The sequence below is a fragment of the Streptosporangium brasiliense genome (genome assembly GCF_030811595.1).
Classification (GTDB): domain Bacteria; phylum Actinomycetota; class Actinomycetes; order Streptosporangiales; family Streptosporangiaceae; genus Streptosporangium; species Streptosporangium brasiliense.
On sequence record NZ_JAUSRB010000002.1, the window covers coordinates 5,512,322 to 5,531,033 of the forward strand.

Annotated in this window: 14 protein-coding genes; 8 read left to right on the top strand and 6 right to left on the bottom strand. The window is 72.3% G+C overall.

The genetic code is table 11. From position 1 onward, the window contains the following. The first annotated feature begins 25 nt into the window (after nucleotides 1-25). Nucleotides 26-502, top strand: coding sequence for a DUF3291 domain-containing protein (locus J2S55_RS33760; protein ID WP_306869192.1), 477 nt, complete (start codon nucleotides 26-28; stop codon nucleotides 500-502). On the opposite strand, the gene J2S55_RS33765 is transcribed toward J2S55_RS33760, so the two are convergent. Next, the gene (locus J2S55_RS33765; RefSeq protein WP_306869195.1) at nucleotides 448-1,569 is read right to left on the bottom strand and encodes a DUF3866 family protein; all 1,122 of its coding nucleotides are present in this window, start codon (nucleotides 1,567-1,569) and stop codon (nucleotides 448-450) included. The genes J2S55_RS33760 and J2S55_RS33765 overlap by 55 nt on opposite strands. Before the next feature lie 57 nt (nucleotides 1,570-1,626). Between J2S55_RS33765 and J2S55_RS33770 the strand changes: the two genes are divergently transcribed. The 7 genes from J2S55_RS33770 (at nucleotide 1,627) to J2S55_RS33800 (ending at nucleotide 8,971) form a co-directional block, all read left to right on the top strand. Continuing rightward, complete coding sequence (locus tag J2S55_RS33770; RefSeq protein WP_306869198.1) at nucleotides 1,627-2,586, top strand: helix-turn-helix transcriptional regulator; 960 nt, start codon at nucleotides 1,627-1,629, stop codon at nucleotides 2,584-2,586. Nucleotides 2,587-2,665: 79 nt separating this feature from the next. After that, entirely contained in the window at nucleotides 2,666-3,622 is a 957-nt protein-coding gene (locus J2S55_RS33775) for a helix-turn-helix transcriptional regulator (RefSeq protein WP_306869201.1), read from the top strand. 22 nt (nucleotides 3,623-3,644) lie between these two features. Then, nucleotides 3,645-3,833: a hypothetical protein gene (locus J2S55_RS33780; protein ID WP_306869203.1), complete on the top strand. Its 189-nt coding sequence runs from the start codon at nucleotides 3,645-3,647 to the stop codon at nucleotides 3,831-3,833. A 65-nt stretch (nucleotides 3,834-3,898) separates the two neighbouring features. Further along, entirely contained in the window at nucleotides 3,899-4,225 is a 327-nt protein-coding gene (tatA, locus tag J2S55_RS33785; RefSeq protein ID WP_306869206.1) for a Sec-independent protein translocase subunit TatA, read from the top strand. Nucleotides 4,226-4,354: 129 nt separating this feature from the next. Then, nucleotides 4,355-5,173, top strand: a complete 819-nt coding sequence (tatC, locus tag J2S55_RS33790) for a twin-arginine translocase subunit TatC (protein ID WP_442480492.1) — start codon at nucleotides 4,355-4,357, stop codon at nucleotides 5,171-5,173. 17 nt (nucleotides 5,174-5,190) lie between these two features. After that, a complete protein-coding gene (locus J2S55_RS33795) occupies nucleotides 5,191-6,066 on the top strand; it encodes a diacylglycerol kinase (protein ID WP_306869210.1) in 876 nt (291 codons plus the stop codon). Nucleotides 6,067-6,241: 175 nt separating this feature from the next. Further along, nucleotides 6,242-8,971, top strand: a complete 2,730-nt coding sequence (locus J2S55_RS33800; RefSeq protein WP_306869212.1) for a DEAD/DEAH box helicase — start codon at nucleotides 6,242-6,244, stop codon at nucleotides 8,969-8,971. A gap of 331 nt (nucleotides 8,972-9,302) precedes the next feature. On the opposite strand, the gene J2S55_RS33805 is transcribed toward J2S55_RS33800, so the two are convergent. The 5 genes from J2S55_RS33805 to J2S55_RS33825 all read right to left on the bottom strand — a co-directional run bounded on the left by J2S55_RS33805 (nucleotide 9,303) and on the right by J2S55_RS33825 (nucleotide 18,711). Further along, nucleotides 9,303-10,145, bottom strand: a complete 843-nt coding sequence (locus J2S55_RS33805; protein WP_306869214.1) for an SAM-dependent methyltransferase — start codon at nucleotides 10,143-10,145, stop codon at nucleotides 9,303-9,305. 145 nt (nucleotides 10,146-10,290) lie between these two features. Next, nucleotides 10,291-11,502, bottom strand: a complete 1,212-nt coding sequence (locus tag J2S55_RS33810; protein WP_306869217.1) for a cytochrome P450 — start codon at nucleotides 11,500-11,502, stop codon at nucleotides 10,291-10,293. Nucleotides 11,503-11,549: 47 nt separating this feature from the next. Beyond that, complete coding sequence (locus J2S55_RS33815; RefSeq protein WP_306869220.1) at nucleotides 11,550-12,314, bottom strand: thioesterase II family protein; 765 nt, start codon at nucleotides 12,312-12,314, stop codon at nucleotides 11,550-11,552. Beyond that, nucleotides 12,311-16,843 (bottom strand): type I polyketide synthase, encoded by a 4,533-nt coding sequence (locus J2S55_RS33820; RefSeq protein WP_306869223.1) that lies wholly within the window; start codon nucleotides 16,841-16,843, stop codon nucleotides 12,311-12,313. The genes J2S55_RS33815 and J2S55_RS33820 overlap by 4 nt, the downstream gene beginning before the upstream one ends. Continuing rightward, nucleotides 16,840-18,711, bottom strand: coding sequence for a non-ribosomal peptide synthetase (locus J2S55_RS33825; RefSeq protein WP_306869225.1), 1,872 nt, complete (start codon nucleotides 18,709-18,711; stop codon nucleotides 16,840-16,842). The genes J2S55_RS33820 and J2S55_RS33825 overlap by 4 nt, the downstream gene beginning before the upstream one ends. Between the last annotated feature and the right edge of the window lies 1 nt (nucleotide 18,712).

Consider the following 18,712-nt stretch of genomic DNA (forward strand, 5'->3'; position numbering starts at 1 on the left):
GGGGCGGGGTGGTCTGCTGACCGTCATGCACCTGGCCCAGCTGAACATCGCCCACATGCGCGCGCCCAAGGACTCGCCCGAGCTCGCCGACTTCGTCGCGGCCCTCGACCCCATCAACCGGCTCTCCGACGAGGCGCCCGGTTTCGTGTGGCGGCTCAAGGGCGGCGACGCCCCCCAGGACACCGTCGAGCACGACTACGGCGACCATCTGCTGATCAACTTCTCGGTGTGGGAGTCGCGCGACACGCTGTGGGACTTCACCTACCGCAGCGCGCACCTGGGCGTCCTGCAGCGGCGCAGGGAGTGGTTCCTGCGCATGGCGGAGCCCTACAGCGTGATGTGGTGGATCCCCCGGGACCACGTCCCGACCCTGGCCGAGGGGATGGAGCGCCTGGAGCTGCTGAAGGCCGAAGGCCCGACCCCGCGGGCCTTCACCTTCAAGGACTTCTACGACAGCAGCGAGGCGGCGTGGCGTCCGGCGGCGGCCGAGGTCAGGAAATAGGCCAGGTCCTCCTCCAGCCCCCGGCCCATCGTCGACAGCCGCACCGGAGAGCCCCGCAGCGCCTCGTGGAGCCCGTCCACGGCCACCCCGACCAGCTCGTGCCGCTCGGCCAGCGGCTGCGACTGCTCGGCCACCCGCCTGCCGAAGTCGCCCGGCAGCTCCGGCACGACGACCTGGGCCGGGGCCAGGGCGACCCGGCCATAGGCGGTCAGCGAGTGGTGGGACACGCCGATGTGGCGCTCGCGCAGGTCGCCCTCGCTGACCCGCAGCGCCGCCACCGGGCGCCCCCGCAGGACTGCGGCGGCGTTGACCGCCTCCCCGGCCGACACGCCCGAGAAGCCCCAGCGGGTGCCGGTGCCCAGGTTGCCCGGCCCCTGGGTGACGACCGCCACGTCGGCGCCCAGGACGTGCCGGGCCGCGAGCAGGCCCGTGTGCACCGTCACGGCCTCCACGTCGCCGCCGAAGGCCTGGCCCACCGTGACCACCCCGTCCAGCCAGCCCGCCTCCCTGAGCTGGGCGCACGACATGGAGAACCAGGCGGGCAGCGCGCCGCCGTCGAGCATCACGTAGGCGACCCGGGGAGGTCTCGGCTCCCCCGTCCCGGGCCCGGCCTCTCCCGCCCCGGCCGGCCCGCCCGGGGGGTGCGCGCCGTACAGGCCGCAGAGGATCGCCGGGAGCGCCGAGTGCAGGTCGGCGACGATCACCGGCATGCCGTCCAGGGAGTCGGCCTCGCGCAGCGCCTCGTGGAAGGGGGAGTCCTGCTCGTCCGCGCCGAGCACGGTGGTCTGCAACGGGGTGTAGCGTGCCTTCACCAGGTGTCCGGGGCCTTGCGGATCTTCCGGTAAACGGTCAGGGAGTGCCACCACCATGGCGTAACCTCCCGTACCAAGACCCATCGCGAGCGCGGTCGTGTTGAGCAGCACCACGTCGCCGGGCTCCGGGCGTCCCACCAGGGCGGGATAGGCCAGCGCACGCGCGCTGCCATCCTCGGTGGTGACGTCGAGTTCCACCGCCCCCGGCCACTCGCGCCGGATCCGTACTACCTCGCCCCTGCGCCATCTGATCACGCGGGGAAGAGTAGCGTCACCTGAACACAGCGTCATTCGAACAGGGAGGGAGGCCGGATGTCGCGCCGGAAGACAGAGCGGTTGCTGAACCTTGTGATCTGCCTGCTGGCCACGCGGCGGCCGCTCAGCGCCGAGCACATCCGCCAGGCGGTGCCCGGCTACGACGCCGCCAACGACGAGGCCTTCCAGCGGATGTTCGAACGCGACAAGAACGAGCTGCGCGAGATCGGCATACCGATCGAGGTCCACAAGGACCCCTGGGAGGAGGATCCGGGCTACCGGATCGTCCCGCAGGCCTACGAGCTGCCCGAGATCACCCTGGAGCCCGACGAGGCGGCCGTGGTGGGCCTGGCGGCCCAGGTGTGGCAGCGGGCCAGTCTGGCCGAGGCGGCCAGCGGGGCGCTGCTGAAGCTGCGCGCCGGGGGAGTGGAGACCGACGAGGCGGGCGGGATGCTCGGCGGCGCGCTGGAACTGCGGGTGGACACCCAGGACCCGGCCTTCCCCGCGCTCTGGGAGGCCGTGCGCGACCGGCGCGCGGTCCGCTTCGCCTACCGGGCGGCGGCCAGCGAGAGCGTGCTGACCCGCACGGTGGAGCCGTGGGGCGTGGTCAGCCGGCGCGGCCGATGGTACGTGGTGGGCCACGACCGTGACCGCGACGCCCCCCGGGTGTTCCGGCTCAGCCGGATCAGTGGCCCGGTCGCCCCGGTGGGCCGCCCCGGCGCGGTGGTGGTGCCCGAGGGCGTCGACATCAAGGCGATGGTCGGCTACGGCGACGACCTGACGGTCCGGGAGCGTACCGCCCTCATCCGGGTCCGCGAGGGCACCTGCCAGGGGCTGCGCCAGGTGGCCAAGGCCGTCCGGCCGGGCTCCGGCGGATGGGACGAGCTGGAGGTCGACTTCACCGACCCCGAGCGGCTGGCCGGGTGGGTCGTCGGCTTCGCCGCCGACGCCGAGGTGACCGGGCCGCCGGAGGCCCGCGACGCCGTGATCTGCCGCCTGAAGGGTGCGCTGGCGTGAGGCGGGACGGGGCCGTGCCGGGCACGGGGGAGTGGCGAGTGAGCGAGCGGGGCGTCGCGGACGCGGAGTGGAGCGGAGCATGAGCACGGCCGACCGGTTGCCCAGACTGCTGGCACTGGTGCCCTACCTGATGTCGCACCCCGGGGCCCAGGTGCCCGAGGTGGCGAAGATCTTCGGGCTCAGCGAGAAGCAGCTCATCGACGACCTGCAACTGGTGTGGATGTGCGGGCTGCCCGGCCACACCCCCGGCGACCTGATCGACGTGTCGTGGGACGGCGGCGAGATCGTCATCGACAACGCCGACACCATCGCCCGCCCGCTGCGGCTGGGCGTGGACGAGGCCAGCGCGCTGCTGGTGGCCCTGCGGATGCTCGCCGAGATGCCCGAGTTCGGCGAGCGCGACGCGCTGACGCGGGTCATCGCCAAGTTCGAGCAGGCCTCCGTGGCGGGCGCGGCCGCGGTCAGCAGCCAGGTCGCGGTCGAGGTCGACGCCACACCGGACGCGCTGCCCACCGTGAACGAGGCGCTGCGCCGCGGCAGGCGGCTGTCGCTGCGCTACTACGTGCCGGGCCGCGACGAGATCACCCCGCGCGAGGTCGACCCGATGCGCCTGGTCGTGGTGGACGGCCGCTCCTACCTGTCGGGCTGGTGCTACCGCGCCGAGGCGGTGCGGCTGTTCCGGCTGGACCGGATGCTCACCGTCGACATCCTCGACGTGGCCGCCGACCCGCCGGCCGGCGCGGTGCCCGACGAGGTCACCCCCGGGGTCTTCCGGCCCTCCCCGACCGACGAGCTGGTGGAGCTGGAGCTGACCCCGGCCGGCCGCTGGGTCGCCGAATACTACCCGTGCGAGCGGGTGGAGGAGCTCGGCGGGGGCCGGCTGCGGGTGGCGCTGCGGGCGCGCGACCAGGGCTGGCTGGTACGGCTGGCGCTGCGCCTGGGCGACAGCGGGCGGGTGCTGTCACCGGACTCGCTGGCCGAGAGCGTGCGGCGGGCCGCGACGTCCGCGCTCAACCGTTACGAGTCGGTCTCCTGACGTCCAGGTTAAGATCTCACGAATGAGCTGGATCTTCGCCGCGGTCGCGCTGGCCTTCGCGGGACTGGTCGTCCTCGCCTTCCTGGGCGTCCGCGTGCTGCTGGCGGTGCGGGAACTGGGCCGGGAGGTGGCCAGGACGCGCCGCAGACTGGAGCCCGCACAGGTCCTGTTCAGCGAGAAGACCGGGACAATCCGGGCCCCGAAGGGATGAGTCTGTGTCCCGGGCAGCGTACGATCGGGGCAGAGATTGCATGTCGCTCGGCTTAAGGATGTGTCATGCCCAACCTGGGACCCACTGAGCTGATCATCATCGGGTTGATCCTGGTGCTGCTGTTCGGTGCCAAGAAGCTGCCGGACGCCGCTCGAGGACTGGGCCGGTCGCTGCGCATTTTCAAGGCGGAGACCTCCAAGCTCCGCGACGACGACGACGCCGACGCCCCGACGGCCACGGTCGTCCAGGCACAGCCCCAGCCCGCCGCCCCGGCCCCGCAGCCGCTCGCCACGGCCCCGGCTCCGGCGCCGTCGGCCGAGGAGCAGGCCCGCGCCCTGGAGGAGCAGGCCGCCAGGCTGCGCGCTCAGGCCGGTGCCCCGAAGCCCCAGTAGGCTTCCGGCCCGCCCCTGATCACTCACTCCTCGGACCGGGATTCGTCAATGGCGCTGCTGAAATGGCCCAAGCCGGGCTCGAACGGGCCGGTGTCGTCCACGGACTCGGCTGAGGGGCGCATGCCGCTCATGGAGCATCTCCGTGAGCTGCGCAACCGGCTGGTCATCGCGCTGCTCGCGTTGGTCGCGGGCATCGTCGTCGGGTTCATCTTCTTCGACCCGATCTGGACCTTCATCACCGAGCCCTACTGCGACCTGCCCGCCTCGCACCTGCTGCGGGAGGGCGAGTGCACCTTCGCCATCCGCGGGGTCTTCGAGGCGTTCTTCGTCAACCTGAAGGTCGCGGCGATGTTCGCGCTGGTGGTCTCCTCGCCCGTCTGGCTGTATCAGATCTGGGCCTTCGTGACCCCCGGCCTCTACCGCAACGAGAAGCGCTACTCGATCTCGTTCCTCGCCCTGGCGATCCCGCTGTTCCTGGCCGGCGCCGCGCTGGCCTACTTCATCATGGACACCGGCCTGGCGATCCTGCTCGGCTTCGCGCCCACCAACGCGATCCCGCTGCTGGAGATGGACGAATACCTCAGCTACGCGCTGGTGATGCTCATCATCTTCGGCGTCTCCTTCGAGCTGCCGCTGCTGATGGTGTTCCTGAACGTGATCGGCGTCCTGCCCCGTGCCACGGTGGCCAAGCACCGCCGCATGGTCATCTTCATCATGTTCCTGTTCGCCGCGATCGCCACCCCCAGCACCGACCCGTTCTCGATGATCGCGCTGGCCATCCCCATGGTCGTGCTGTTCGCCCTCGCCGAGGGGTTCATGTACGTACGGGAGCGGAGAGCGCCGAAGGGCGACGACTTCTCCCACCTGTCCGACGACGAGGCCTCCCGTCTCGACGACGACGACTCTCCTCTCGATTTGGGCACGACGGATACCGACCCGGCCAAGTAGGCGATAAGTTCCGGTCTGTGCCCGGAGAGATCGCTGTCCTCGCCAACCCCGCCGCCCGTGGCGGCCGCTCGCGCGGCCTGCTCGAACCCGTGCTCAACAGGCTCCGGCGGGACGGCGCCGAGGTCTCGGTGATCGTCGGGGAGTCGGCCGACGACGCGCTGGAGCGCGCCTGCACGGCCGTCGCCGAGGGGCCCGACGCGCTGGTCGCCTTCGGCGGCGACGGCCTGGTCCACCTGGCGGTCCAGGCGGTCGCCGGGACCGACGTGCCGCTGGGCGTCATCCCCGCCGGGACCGGCAACGACATCGCGGGCGCGCTCGGCCTGCCGAAGAAGGACACCCTCGCCGCCGCCGACATCGTGCTCAAGGGCGCGCCCCGGGTGATCGACGCCGCGAGGATCGGTCCGGACGAGTGGTTCGCCGGGGTGGTCTGCTGCGGGTTCGACTCCCGCGTCAACGAGCGGGCCAACCGGATGACCTGGCCGCCCGGCATGGCCAAATATCTGGTGGCGCTGGCCGAGGAGCTGCGCTCCTTCCGGCCGATCCCGTTCCGGCTCGATCTCGACGGAGAGGTGATCGAGCGCGAGGCCATGCTGGTCGCGGTCGGCAACACCAGCTCCTACGGCGCCGGCATGCGGGTCTGCCCGGACGCCGTCCCCGACGACGGGCTGCTGGACGTGACGATCCTCGGGGCGGTGCCCAAGGGCGAGTTCCTGCGTACCTTCCCCCGCGTCTACAAGGGCTCCCACGCGGGCCACCCCGCCGTCACGATGCGTCGCGCCCGCCGGATCACCCTGGAGGCCCCCGGCGTGGTCGCCTACGCCGACGGCGAGCGGGTCGGGCCGGTCCCGCTCACCTGCGAGGTCGTCCCGGGCTCGCTGCGGGTGCTCACCTAGTCCGACGGCGCCCCAGGGTGGCCCTGCGGTGGCCCCGCGGCGGCTCCGTAGCGGCCGGAGGCGCCGCCCGCGGCCGGGCCGCTCCCGGAGTGCGCCCCCCGCGTCCCGGGGCGGGACTTGACCGTCACTTGACGCGGCGGGCGGACCGGAATCCCGATATCGGTAGGGTGGAGCTATGACGACCCCAGCGGAACGCTACGCTGCTTTCCGTCAGAGCCAGGCCGAGAGCGGGCCGGCGCTGACCTCGTTCCGCGGTCTGTACGACTTCGGGCTGGACGACTTCCAACTGGACGCCTGCCGGGCCCTGGAAGCCGGCGACGGGGTCCTCGTGGCCGCTCCGACCGGCTCGGGCAAGACCGTCGTGGGCGAATTCGCGGTGCACCTGGCCCTGGAGCAGGGCCGCAAGTGCTTCTACACCACCCCCATCAAGGCGCTGTCCAACCAGAAGTACAACGACCTGGTCAGGCGCTACGGCGCGGCCAAGGTCGGCCTGCTCACCGGCGACAACAGCGTCAACGGCGACGCCCCGATCGTCGTCATGACGACCGAGGTCCTGCGCAACATGCTCTACGCCGGGTCCGGCACCCTGGCGGGGCTCGGATTCGTCGTGATGGACGAGGTGCACTACCTGGCCGACCGGTTCCGCGGTGCGGTCTGGGAAGAGGTGATCATCCACCTGCCCGAGTCCGTCCGGCTGGTCGCCCTGTCGGCCACGGTCAGCAACGCCGAGGAGTTCGGCGAGTGGATGGGCGAGGTCCGCGGCGACACCAGCGTCATCGTCGACGAGCACCGCCCGGTCCCGCTCTGGCAGCACATGCTCGTCGGCCACCGCCTCTACGACCTGTTCCTGACGGACGAGGACGGCCGCCGGCCGCAGGTCAACCCCAACCTGATGCGGATCGCCAGGGACGAGGAGCGCCAGTCCTACGGCAGGGGCCGCCGGGGCTACTCCCGCCCGCGCCGGGCCGCACCGCCCGACCGGGCCGCGGCCATCGAGCGCCTCGACGCCAGCGGCCTGCTGCCGGCGATCACCTTCATCTTCTCCCGCGCCGGGTGCGACGCCGCCGTCATGCAGTGCCTGTACGCCGGGATCCGGCTCACCACCGACGCCGAACGCCACCAGATCCGGCAGATCGTCGACGAGCGCACCGCGCACCTGCCGGACGAGGACCTGGCCGTGCTCGGTTACCTCGAATGGCGTGACGGCCTGGAGCGCGGCCTGGCCGCCCACCACGCGGGCATGCTCCCGGCCTTCAAGGAGGTCGTCGAGGAGCTGTTCACCCGCAACCTGGTCAAGGCCGTGTTCGCCACCGAGACCCTCGCGCTGGGCATCAACATGCCCGCCCGCTCCGTGGTCATCGAGAAGCTCGACAAGTGGAACGGCGAGACCCACGCCGACCTCACGCCCGGCGAATACACCCAGCTCACCGGCCGGGCCGGGCGGCGCGGCATCGACGTCGAGGGCCACGCGGTGGTCCACTGGCAGCCGGGCATGGACCCGCTGCAGGTCGCGGGCCTGGCCAGCACCCGCACCTACCCGCTGCGCTCCAGCTTCCGCCCCTCCTACAACATGGCGGTCAACCTGGTCGGCCAGGTGGGCAGGGAACGTGCCCGGACCCTCCTGGAATCCTCCTTCGCGCAGTTCCAGGCCGACCGGGCCGTGGTCGGCATCGCCAAGCAGGTGCGCCGTGCCGAGGAGGCCCTGGAGGGCTACCGCGAGGCGATGACCTGCCATCTGGGCGACTTCGGAGAATACGCCGCGTTGCGCCGGGCGCTGTCGGACCGGGAGGCCGAGCTGTCGCGCCGGCGCGGGGCGGCCCGCAGGGCGCAGGCGCTGCGCTCGCTGGAACTGCTGAAGCCCGGTGACATCATCCGCGTCCCCGGGGGGCGCCGCGCCGGACTGGCGGTCGTCCTGGACCCCGGGCTCAACTCCCGGGGCGAGGGGCCCTCCCCGCTGGTGCTGACCATCGGCAAGCAGGTCAAGAAGCTCTCGCCGGCCGACTTCCCGGTCCCGGTGGAGCCGGTCGAGCACCTGCGCATCCCGAAGAACTTCAACGCGCGCTCGCCGAAGGAGCGGGCCAACTTGGTCGCCTCCGTCCACGCCAAGATCGGTGACCGTGACTTCGGCAAGCCGGTCAGGGCACGTGACCACGCGGCCGAGGACGACGAGGTCAACAGCCTGCGCAGGGCGATCCGCCAGCACCCCTGCCACGGCTGTGACGAGCGTGAGGACCACGCCCGCTGGGCCGAGCGCTACTACAAGCTGCTGCGCGAGACCGAGGGGCTGCGCCGCCGGGTCGAGGGCCGCTCCCATGTCATCGCCCGCACCTTCGACAAGGTCTGCGGCGTGCTCGACCAGCTCGGCTACCTCGAAGGCGAGAGCGTCACCGCCGAGGGCCGCCGCCTGGCCCAGCTCTACACCGAGCTGGATCTGCTGACCGCCGAGTGCCTGCGGGCCGGGCTCTGGGAGGAGCTGGACCCGGCCGAACTGGCGGCGGTGGTCTCCTCGCTGGTCTTCGAGTCCAGGCAGGCCGACGACGCCCGCCAGCCGAGGATCCCGGCGGGCGGCGTGCAGAAGGCGCTGGGGGACATGGTCCGCCTCTGGGGCGAGCTGGAGTCGATCGAGGGCGATCACGGCCTGTCCTTCATCAGGGAACCCGACTTCGGCTTCGCCTGGGCGGCCTTCCGCTGGGCCAAGGGCCACAACCTGGACGCCGTGCTGTCGGAGGGGATCAACGGGACCGAGCTGGCCGCCGGTGACTTCGTCCGCTGGATCAAGCAACTGCTCGACCTGCTCGGCCAGATCTCCGACGCCGCCCCGCGCGGCAGCAAGGTCAAGCAGCACGCGGGCAAGGCGATGGACGCGCTCCGGCGCGGGGTGGTGGCCTACTCCTCGCTCAGCTGAGGCCGGCCCGGCCGGCGGCCCCGTCACCGCTCAGCTGAGCGTCTGCTCGGCCGGCGGCCCTGTCCGCGTCCTTCGCCGCAACGGCGGAACCCGGACGCGAGCACATCCGGGAGAAGCCCCCGCAAGGGCAGGGCCCGGCCCGCGGGCGCGGACCGCGGCGGGTGGAGGGCGAGCACGGACACCTCCCGGTTCTTCCGGGCGGCGCCGCCGGTGCCGGTCGGCCGTGGAACAGGTCGGCGTCGGCCGGGTTCCGGCTCCTCCACCGCCTGCGCCCTCGTGGATCTCGCGGCGCGGCTCCGCCGAGGCCGTGTGCTCGGCGACGAACACCGCCTCAGGGAGACCGGAGAACAGACGTGGACCCGGTGATGAGGATGCTGCCCATCCCGGAGATCTCGGTGCAGTTGAGGATCCCGCTCTCGACTCGTTCCACGGCCTCGGCCCCGTACTCAGCGGTGAGTCCGTCCCGGTGGCGGTCGAGCCGCTCAAGGACCCGGCCGTAGAAGGGCTCGGTGTGCTCGGTGAGGTCCGCCACGGCTTCGAGCTCGAATCCCGTGGCGCACAGGGCCTCCACGTAGACCTCCTCGGGCTCTATGGACAGGACCTGGAACATCTCGAAGTACGTCGTCAACCGGGACCGCATCTCCTCGGTGAGGGGGACGCGCAGACACGGGGTCTCCACCACGACCCGTCCGCCGGGCCGCAGCACCCGGGCGACCTCCGCGAACAGCGGTTCCGGCATGAAGTGCGGTGTCGACTCCAGGATCAGCGCCGCGTCGAACGAGGCTTCGGGGTAGGGCATGGCCAGCGCGTCGCACCGTTCGAAGGACACCGACGACCCCACGCCCCGTTCACGCGCCCAGGCCCTTCCACGTTCCAGGGCGTGCTCGTTGACGTCGATCGCCGTCACCCGCGCTCCAGTGGTCTCGGCCACCGCCACGGCGGGGCGTCCGTTCCCGCACCCGACATCCAGCACATGCTCACCGACGCCCGCTCTCAGCCTTTCGATCACCACGCGGGTCAGCCGCGCGGTGGCCTCCTCGATCGAGGACCGGTCCTCCGGCCCCGACCAGTACCCGTAGTGCAGGTCGGGGCCGCCGACCTTTTCGGTCAGTGCGGCCAGGTACTCGTAAGAGCTGGAGACATCCTCGATCCTGGGGAGCGATCTGCTCGACATTTCTCCTCCGTCGTTTCAAAGGGTCCGTTGAGGCGACCGTCCGGCACCGCACCGGTTCTCCGCGCGGTGACGATCTCCTGCCGCTCCGTTCAGTGATCTCCGCCCGCTGTCCGGTCCGGATGGCGCTCCGGTCTCCCGCGCGGCGCTACCACGACACCGGAAGCGATTCGACGCTGTATGCCGCGTTCATCGGAGTGAACCGCAGTCCGTCGAACGGGACGGCCAGGCGCAGGCCGGGGAAGCGGCGCAGGAGACGAGGGATGCCGATCCGCAGTTCCATCCTGGCCAGCTCGGCGCCCAGGCAGTGGCGCACGCCGTGCCCGAAGGCGAGATGGGGCGGCGGCGGTTCGCGGGTGATGTCGAACCGGTCCAGGCCGGGGCTCAGGTCGCTGTCGCGGTTGGCGGAGGGCAGCTGACACAGGACGTACTCTCCGGCCTTGACCTCCTTGCCGCCGACCACGGTGTCCCCGGCGGCGGTGAACACCTTCCCGAAGGCGACCACCGACAGGTGACGGAGCAGCTCCTCGACGGCGCGCTGCGGGTCGGCGGAGCCGTCACGCAGCGCCGCGGCCTGGTCGGGGTGGCGCAGCAGCAGCAGGACGCCCAGGGCGATCGTCCCGGACGTCGTCGCGTATCCCGCGAGCAGCAACTGGGCGGCGATCCCGGCGATCTCGGCGTCGGACAGCTCCGCCCCGTGCGAGGCGATCGTCCTGCCGATGAGGCCGCGCCCCGGGGCGCGGTGGCACTCGTCGACGAAGCCGCGCATGTACCCGTCCAGTTCGCCGAACGCGACCGCCTGGTCCTGCGGGGCCGCGGTGAAGTCGAGCAACGTGCCCACGTACGGCAGGAGCCCGGACCGATCCACTTCCGGGATCCCGAGGAGTTCGAAGAACAGCCGTGACGGGACGGCGAGCGCGAAGTCCGCCACCAGGTCGGCGGGAGGTCCCAGACGGTCGATCGCGTCCAGCTCCTCGTCGACCACGGTCTCGACCCGCGGGCGGAACTCCCGCATCCGGCGCGCACTGAACTCGGCGTTGAGGATCCGCCGGACGCGGGCGTGCTCGCGGGGACCGTAGGTCGAGAAGAACCCCGGACGCGGTGGGGGAAAGCCTCCTTGCGGCATGGGCGGGGGGATCGGGCCGTCGATCGCCGCTTCGGAGCTGAACCGGGCCTGGTCGGAGATCACCTGGCGTACGTCGGTGTAGCGGGTGACCATCCACGCGCTCGCCCCGGTGGACAGGGTGATGCGGGTCACCGGTTCCCGGGCCCGGAGGCGGGTGAGTTCTTCGGCCGGGTCGAACGGGCAGGTGCTCGACCGGCGGACGAAGATCGGAGCGGTCGGGTGGGGCGGGGTCACGGTCGTGGGGCCTCGTTTCTCGGATGGGACTGACCGGTCGGACGGCCTCAGCGGGTTGCCGGAATCGAGCCGAGGCGGTCGCCGATGTCGGCGACGAGGTCCGCTTCCGCCTGCAACAGGTAGAAATGCCCTCCGGGGAAGGTGCGGAACTCGATGCCGGCATCCGTGACAGGGCTCCAGGCGCGCATGTCCTCCTGGCTCACCCGCTCGTCGTCCGCCCCCCGGTAGGCGGTGATCGGGACGGGCAGCCGCGGAGTGCACGCGGGCCGGTAGGCGTACAGGAGATCGTGGTCCGCCCGTAGCGCGGGCAGCACCACGCTCATCAGCTCGGGGAAGCGCCGCAGCAGCGGATCGGCGGAGCGGGCCTGCGCCGCGAGCTCGTCGTCACGGAGAGGGATCTTCCCTATGCCGCTGCCGTGCACCTGCGGCGCGATGTGCGCGGACACCAGCAACGCGGCCGGAGTGACGCCCTGCCGCGTGGCGAGCCGGACCGCGACCTCGTAGGCGACCACGGCCCCCATGCTGTGCCCGAACAGGGCGAGCGGCCGGTCGGCCAGGGGTGCCAGTGCCTGGCAGATACGGTCGGAGAGGAGGTCCATACGGGTGATCGGAGGTTCACCGATCCTGTCCTGCCGTCCCGGATAGCACACGGTGGCGAACTCGATGTCGGCGGGGAGCCGGGCCTGCCAGCCTCGGTAGAAGGCCGGGGTGCCGCCGGCATGGGGCATGCAGATGAGTCGCAGCCGTGGTCCGGGGAGCGGGCGCTGTCGACGGAGCCAGAGCCGGGAGCCGTCCGGGATCGTCTCGGTCATGAGTCGTCACTTCCTTCGAGATCCATCAGGAGCCGCCTTCCGCCCGGCTCCTCTTCGCCGGCCGCCGGGGCCTCGGCGAGTTCCTTGGCCAGGCCCTCGATCGTCGGGGCGCCGAAGAGCGCTTTCACCGAGAGCCGCACCCCGAGCCGTTCCCTGCAGCGCTGGACGACCTGCAGCGCGCTCAGCGAATGTCCGCCCAGGCTGAAGAAGTCGTCATGTCTGCCGATGGCGCCGGCGCCGAGCACCTCCTGCCACACCGCCAGGAGTTCCAGCTCGCGGGGACTCCACCCGCCGGTTTCACCGGACCCGCCGGTGCCGTCGGCGGCGGGTCCGGTGAGGGCGGAGGAGCGTCCGGGCCGGGGTGCGGCGGACACCGGGTCCGGGACGTGGGCGGCCCCGGGAGGGCGGGCGGACACGACGACCTGGCCCAGGCAGACGGCGGTCAGGCACCTTTCGAAGGCCGCGATTCCCTCGTCGGGGCTCAGTCCGCCGCTCAGCGCCTCGCCGGTGAGTTCGCGGTGGTGGCGTTCCACCTCGCGGGCCATCCCGACGCCGTTCCAGCGATCCCAGTTGACCGACAGGACCGGTGTTCCGTCGCGCCGCGCGCGCAGCGCGAAGGTGTCCAGGAAGGCGTTGGCCGCGCCGTAGCAGGCCAGGCCGGGAGCGCCGGAGAAGGCGGCGAGTGAGGAGCACAACATGATGAAGTCGGGATGCGTGTCCGTCTCGGCGAGGGCGGAGAGCAACGCGGCGGTTCCGGTGGTCTTCGCCCGCAGAGCGGCGTCGATGCTCTCCCTGTCCAGGAACTGCGCCATGCCGCCGCCCGGCACGCCGGCGGCGTGGATCACGCCGTGGATCGCGCCGAACCGCGACCGGACCTCTTCCAGGACTTCTCCGAGGGCCGCCGGGTCGGCGACGTCCGCGTGGCGGAGCAGGATGTCGCCCTCCCGCCCCGCGAGCAGCGTCTCCCCGTCCACGCCGGGCCCGTCCGCCGGTGGCGTGCCGCGCGTGCCCCGCCCGACGAGGGCGAGCCGCGCCGAGTGGGCGCGTGCCAGATGCCCGGCCAGCCGCAGTCCGATCCCGCTCATGCCGCCGGTGATCACATAGGTTCCGCCCGGGCGAAGTGAGGGGACCGTGCCGGGCGGCGTCTCCAGCGGGTCGAATCCCCGCAGCCACCGGTGGCCCCCCCGGAGGCCGACGGGGTCCTGCCGCGGAGGACGGGAGAATTCGCCGAGGATCTGCCCGGCCCGCCACCTCTGGTCCGCGCTGTCGTCGGCGTCCACGTCCACGAGCCGGACGGGCACATCGGTCAGCTCGCAGCGGAGCGGTCCGGCGGCCCCGATCGTGAGAGCCGCCCGAGGATCGAGCCGTTCGGCTCCGGTGATCTCCAGCGCTCCTCTGGTTACCAGGCAGAGATCCGTCCTCCCGAGGCGGCCGCCCAAGGCGTGGGCCAGGCCGGTGACCTCGCTCAGCGGCGGGCACACGTCCGCGGGGAGCGCCGCCCCCCACAGGCAGATGATCCGCAGCGGTCCGCCCGGCCCGGGCCGGGCCGTTTTCAGCAGCCGCTCGTAGTGCTCGGGACGTCGAGGGTCGATCTCGCAGTGTTCGGGACGCCGCGGGACGGCCGTGACCCGAGGTGAGGACCCGCGCCGGAACTCCCGCCCCGGGGTGACGACGGCGACGGGGGCTCCCCGTTTCTCCAGCACGGCGGTGATCGCATCGGCGAGGGGGGAGGAGTCGGAGAACAGGACCCATCCCGTCTCCTCCACGGTGGCTTCGAGAACCGCCGGGCGCGTTTCCACGGCGCGTTTCCAGGTGACCCCGTAGAGCCCCTCAGGTGAACGCTCCGCGGGCGCGGGTTCCGTGGCGCGCGCCGGTCCGGGCAGGTGGAGGGTGGGGGTGAAGGGATAGGGGACCGCGGGGTGTCGCCGGCGCGGCCGCGGCCAGAGCGCGGGCAGGTCGACCTCGACGCCGGCCTCCCACAGCCGGGCCAGCGCGCGCAGCAGGACCTCCCTGTCGGGGCGCTCGTCCAGCGGGTGGCGGGTGGTGTTGACGACGACGAAGTCCTGCCCTGCCTGGGCCCCGGCCAGCGTGGTCAGCGTGGTTCCGGGTCCCACTTCGACGAGGACCTTCGGGCCCTGGGCCAAAACGTGGCCGAGCCCCGCGTCGAACCGGACCGTCCGGCGCAGGTGGGCGACCCAGTACTCGGGGTCGCTGAGATCGGCCTTGTCGTCCCCCGTCACGTTGGACACCACGGGCACCGAGGGGGCGCGCAGTTCGATGCCGTCCAGGAAGGCGCGGAACTCGCCGAGGACGGGGTCGACCAGGGGGGAGTGGGCGGCGGTGCCGAGCGGGAGCAGACGGCAGACGATCCCCTGCCGGTCCAGGGACCGGTGGACCTCGGCGATACGGGCGGACAGGCCGGCCAGCACGCAGATGTTCGGTCCGTTGACGGCTGACAGGCAGACCTCGGCGTCGAGGAAGGGCTCGATCTCCTGCGCCGGGGCCGAGACCGAGAGCATCGCTCCGTCGCGCAACCGAGACAGGAGCTCACCGCGTTTGACCACGATCGCCAGCGCGTCGCGCAGCGACACCACGCCGGCGACGCAGGCCGCGGCGTACTCCCCGAGGCTGTGCCCGATCAGCAGGGCGGGCCTGACCCCGAAGGATTCGACGAGCCGGTTCAGCGCGATCTCCATGACGAACACGGCCGGCAGCGCCAGCGAGGGGTCGGTCTCCTCAGCCGTGCTCTTCTCACCGTGCACGGCCCACAGGGCGTGGAGCCGCCCGGCGGTGGTGCGGTCGGGCAGCAGGCCCAGGCACTCGTCCACGGCCGCGCGGAAGACCGGTTCGTCGTGGTAGAGCTCCCGCCCCATCGAGGGATACTGCGTCCCCCCTCCCGGGAACATGAACACCACATCGCCCCGTGCCGCCCAGGCGCGCGAGAACGGCGCTCCGGCCGCCCGCTCCCGCAGAGCCGCCACGGCGTGGGACCGGTCGCGGAAGACTCCCGCGTACCGGTGGGAGAAGCGGCGGCGTCCGTCCGCCAGGGTGTAGGCGAGATCGGCGAGCTCGGCGTCGGAGGCGTCCTGGAGCGCGTCGGCGCAGGAGCGGGCCATCTCGGCCAGGGCCGCCTCGTCGCGCGCCGACAGGGCCATGAGCTGCCACGGGCGGGCGGGAGGCCCGGCTGGGCGGGGCGGCGGCTGTTCGAGGATCACGTGAGCGTTGGTGCCTCCGATGCCGAAGGAGCTGACGGCTCCCCGGCGCGGGGCGCCGGTTTCCGGCCAGTCCTCGGCCTCGGTCGCGGGGCGGAACGGGCTCGTCTCGAAGTCGATCTCGGGGTTGGGGCGCAGGGGCATGAGCGGGCTCGGCGGGATCCGGCCGTGGTACAGCATCAACGCGACCTTGATGAGACCCGCCACTCCGGCCGCCGCGTCGGTGTGCCCGATGTTGGACTTCACCGAACCCACGCGGCAGTACCCCCGGCCCGCCGCGGCGGTGGCCCGGTATGCCCGGGTGAGCGCGGCGACCTCCACCGCGTCTCCGATCGCGGTGGCCGTCCCGTGGGCCTCGACGTAGGAGACGGTGTCCGGACCGATGGCGGAGACCGCGAGCGCCGCCTCCACCACCGCCTGCTGCCCACGGACGCCCGGTGCCGCGTAGCTGAGCTTGTCCGAGCCGTCGTTGTTGACGGCGCTCCCCTTGACCACCGCGTAGATGCGGTCCCCGTCGGCCAGCGCGTCGGCGAGCCTGCGCAGGACCACGATTCCGAGGCCGTCGGCGGGGACGAAGCCCGAGGCGTCCCGGTCGAAGGAGCGGACCTGGCCGTCGGCCGACCAGACGCCGCCTTCCTGGTGGAGGTAGCCCTGGCGGCGCAGGGGGGTCCAGGAGACCCCGCCCGCCAGGGCCATGTCGCAGTCATGGGTGATGAGCGCCCGGCAGGCCAGGTGGATCGCGACCAGGGACGTGGAGCAGGCGGTCTGTACGGCGATGCTCGGTCCGGTCAGGCCCAGCTTGTAGGAGACCCGGGTGGGCAGGAAGTCCTTGTCGTCGGCGGCCATGAGCAGGTCGGCGGAGGTGCCGAGGAAGGTCCGGTGACTCCTCTCACGGTGGGTGCCGAGGGTCTGGCCCGCGTAGACGCCGACGGTGCCGGCGAACCGGTCGGGTGTGTGGCCGGCGTCCTCCATGGCGTGCCACGCCTCTTCGAGGAATATGCGCTGCTGCGGGTCGATGAGGGCCGCCTCGCGTGCCGGATATCCGAAGAAGGCCGCGTCGAAGCACTCGGCGTCCCACAGGACCCCGGCCACGGGGACGAGAGCGGGATCGGCGATCCGCTCACGGCCGGCGCCGCCTTCGGCGAGCTCCTCGCGGGTGAGCTCGCGGATTCCCCGACGGCCGTCGCGGATGAGCCGCCAGTACTCCTCGGGACCGCGAGCGCCGGGGTATCTGCAGGCGATGCCGACGACGGCGATGTCGGTGCCCGCGGAATCACGTTCCGCCGCCCGCGGTCCATGAGTGCTCGCCGGACTCACCTCGTCTGTTCCTTTCCGAGACGCTCCCCGAGCCGACGGCCGCCGTCGAGCAGTTTCATCCTGCTCGCGGTGGGCATCTCGGCCCTGCTCTCACCGTGTCCGTCGCGCTCGTCGAGCAACGCCGCCAGCAGCCGCACGTTGTGGGCCGCCGTGAGGTCGGCGATGGGCACCAGCACCCCCCAGCGCTTCTTGACCTCTGCCTGGAGTCTGACGAGATCGGCCGAAGTGCCCCCGAGGTCGAAGAAGTTCTCCTCGACGCCGATGTCGTCCAGACGCAGGATCCGCCCCACCACCTCGCTCACCTCCCGTTCGCGGACGGACGCGGGGAGCGACTCCCCGCCCGCCGCTCGCGGCCGGACCTTCGGGGAGGGCAGGGCGCCGCGGTCGACCTTGCCGTGGGACGTCAGCGGGAGCCGGTCCAGCGTGACGAAAACCGACGGGATCATGTACGCCGGGAGCAGGTCGGCCAGGAAATCCCGCACTTCCCCCGAGGAGAGCGGCGGCCCCGCGGTGAGCTGCGCATAGGCGGTGAGCCGGACGGCTCCGGGCTCCCCGGTCGCGATCACCGCCGCCCCGGTGACGCGGGGGTGGCACGTCAGCGCCGCCTCGACCTCGCCCGGCTCGATGCGGTATCCCCGGATGTTGAGCTGGCCGTCGATCCGCCCCATGAAGTCGACGGCGCCTCCGGGCAGCCGCCGGGCCAGGTCCCCGGTCCGGTACAGGCGTGCTCCAGGGCGGCCGGAGAACGGGTCGGGGACGAACCTCTCCCGGGTCAGCTCCGGCCGGTTCGCGTATCCCCGCGCCACTCCGCGTCCGGCGACGCACAACTCACCGGTCTCGCCGTCCGGTACGGGGTCACCGGCCGGGTCGAGGATGTGGACCTCGACCCCGCTCAGCGGGCGGCCGACGGAGGGCTTGCCCTCTCCCGGCCGGCAGCGTCCCGCCGTCGCGGACACGGTGGCCTCCGTCGGGCCGTAGGCGTTGAACAGCCGCAGCCGCGTCCCCCACCGCTCCACCAGGTACTCCGGCAGCGGTTCACCGCCCGATGTCATGGTGGTGACCGGTATCGGCTCGTCGTCCGGCAGGGTGGCCAGGAGCGAGGGAGCGCCGGACAGGTGGGTGACGCCGAACTCGCGCAGGATCCGGCTCAGCTCCGGGCCGCACAGCGGCGCCCCCGGCGGGGGGACGCACAGGGTCCCCCCGTTGAGCAGGCTCATGGACAGCTCCCACACCCAGGCGTCGAACGTGAACGGCGCGAACTGCAGGACCCGCGCCCCCTCCAGGTCGCCGAACAGGCTCCGCAGCCCCTCCGCCAGGTTGGTCACGCCGCCGTGCTCCACCATCACCCCCTTCGGGGTGCCGGTCGATCCCGAGGTGTAGAGGACGTAGGCCAGGTCTCCCTCACCCGTCACGGCCGCGCCGTCCGAGCCCGTGTGACCTGCGTCGCTTCTCCCCACACGGCCGGGTCCGTCCGGCCGTACGGCCCGCAGACCGTGTCCGGGCAGGATGCGGTGCGGGTCCAGCTCGGAGACGACGAGCCGGGCGTCCGTGTCGGCCAGCACCAGTTCGGTGCGCCTGGCCAGGTGCGGCGGCGGCAGGGGCACGTAGGCGGCACCGGCCTTCCAGACGGCCAGCACCACGACGGGCAGCAGGAACGAGTGCTCCGTCAGGACACCGACCATGTCGCCCGCCCGCGTTCCCGCTGAGACGAGCTCCTCGGACAGGGCGCCGGCACGCTCCTCCAGCTCCGCGTAGGTCATCCGCCCGCCCCGGTGGACGAGGGCGTCACGCGTGGGCGCGGTCCGCGCCCACGCCGCGAAGAGGTGGTGCGCACCGGCCTTCTCACCGCTCGGGTCGAAACCGCGCATG

Coding starts and splice junctions, on each gene's coding strand:
- J2S55_RS33760 (WP_306869192.1), top strand. CDS start 26: ATGCACCTGGCCCAGCTGAACATCGCCCACATGCGCGCGCCCAAGGAC.
- J2S55_RS33770 (WP_306869198.1), top strand. CDS start 1,627: ATGTCGCGCCGGAAGACAGAGCGGTTGCTGAACCTTGTGATCTGCCTG.
- J2S55_RS33775 (WP_306869201.1), top strand. CDS start 2,666: ATGAGCACGGCCGACCGGTTGCCCAGACTGCTGGCACTGGTGCCCTAC.
- J2S55_RS33780 (WP_306869203.1), top strand. CDS start 3,645: ATGAGCTGGATCTTCGCCGCGGTCGCGCTGGCCTTCGCGGGACTGGTC.
- tatA (WP_306869206.1), top strand. CDS start 3,899: ATGCCCAACCTGGGACCCACTGAGCTGATCATCATCGGGTTGATCCTG.
- tatC (WP_442480492.1), top strand. CDS start 4,355: ATGGAGCATCTCCGTGAGCTGCGCAACCGGCTGGTCATCGCGCTGCTC.
- J2S55_RS33800 (WP_306869212.1), top strand. CDS start 6,242: ATGACGACCCCAGCGGAACGCTACGCTGCTTTCCGTCAGAGCCAGGCC.
- J2S55_RS33805 (WP_306869214.1), bottom strand. CDS start 10,145: ATGTCGAGCAGATCGCTCCCCAGGATCGAGGATGTCTCCAGCTCTTAC.
- J2S55_RS33815 (WP_306869220.1), bottom strand. CDS start 12,314: ATGACCGAGACGATCCCGGACGGCTCCCGGCTCTGGCTCCGTCGACAG.
- J2S55_RS33825 (WP_306869225.1), bottom strand. CDS start 18,711: ATGCGCGGTTTCGACCCGAGCGGTGAGAAGGCCGGTGCGCACCACCTC.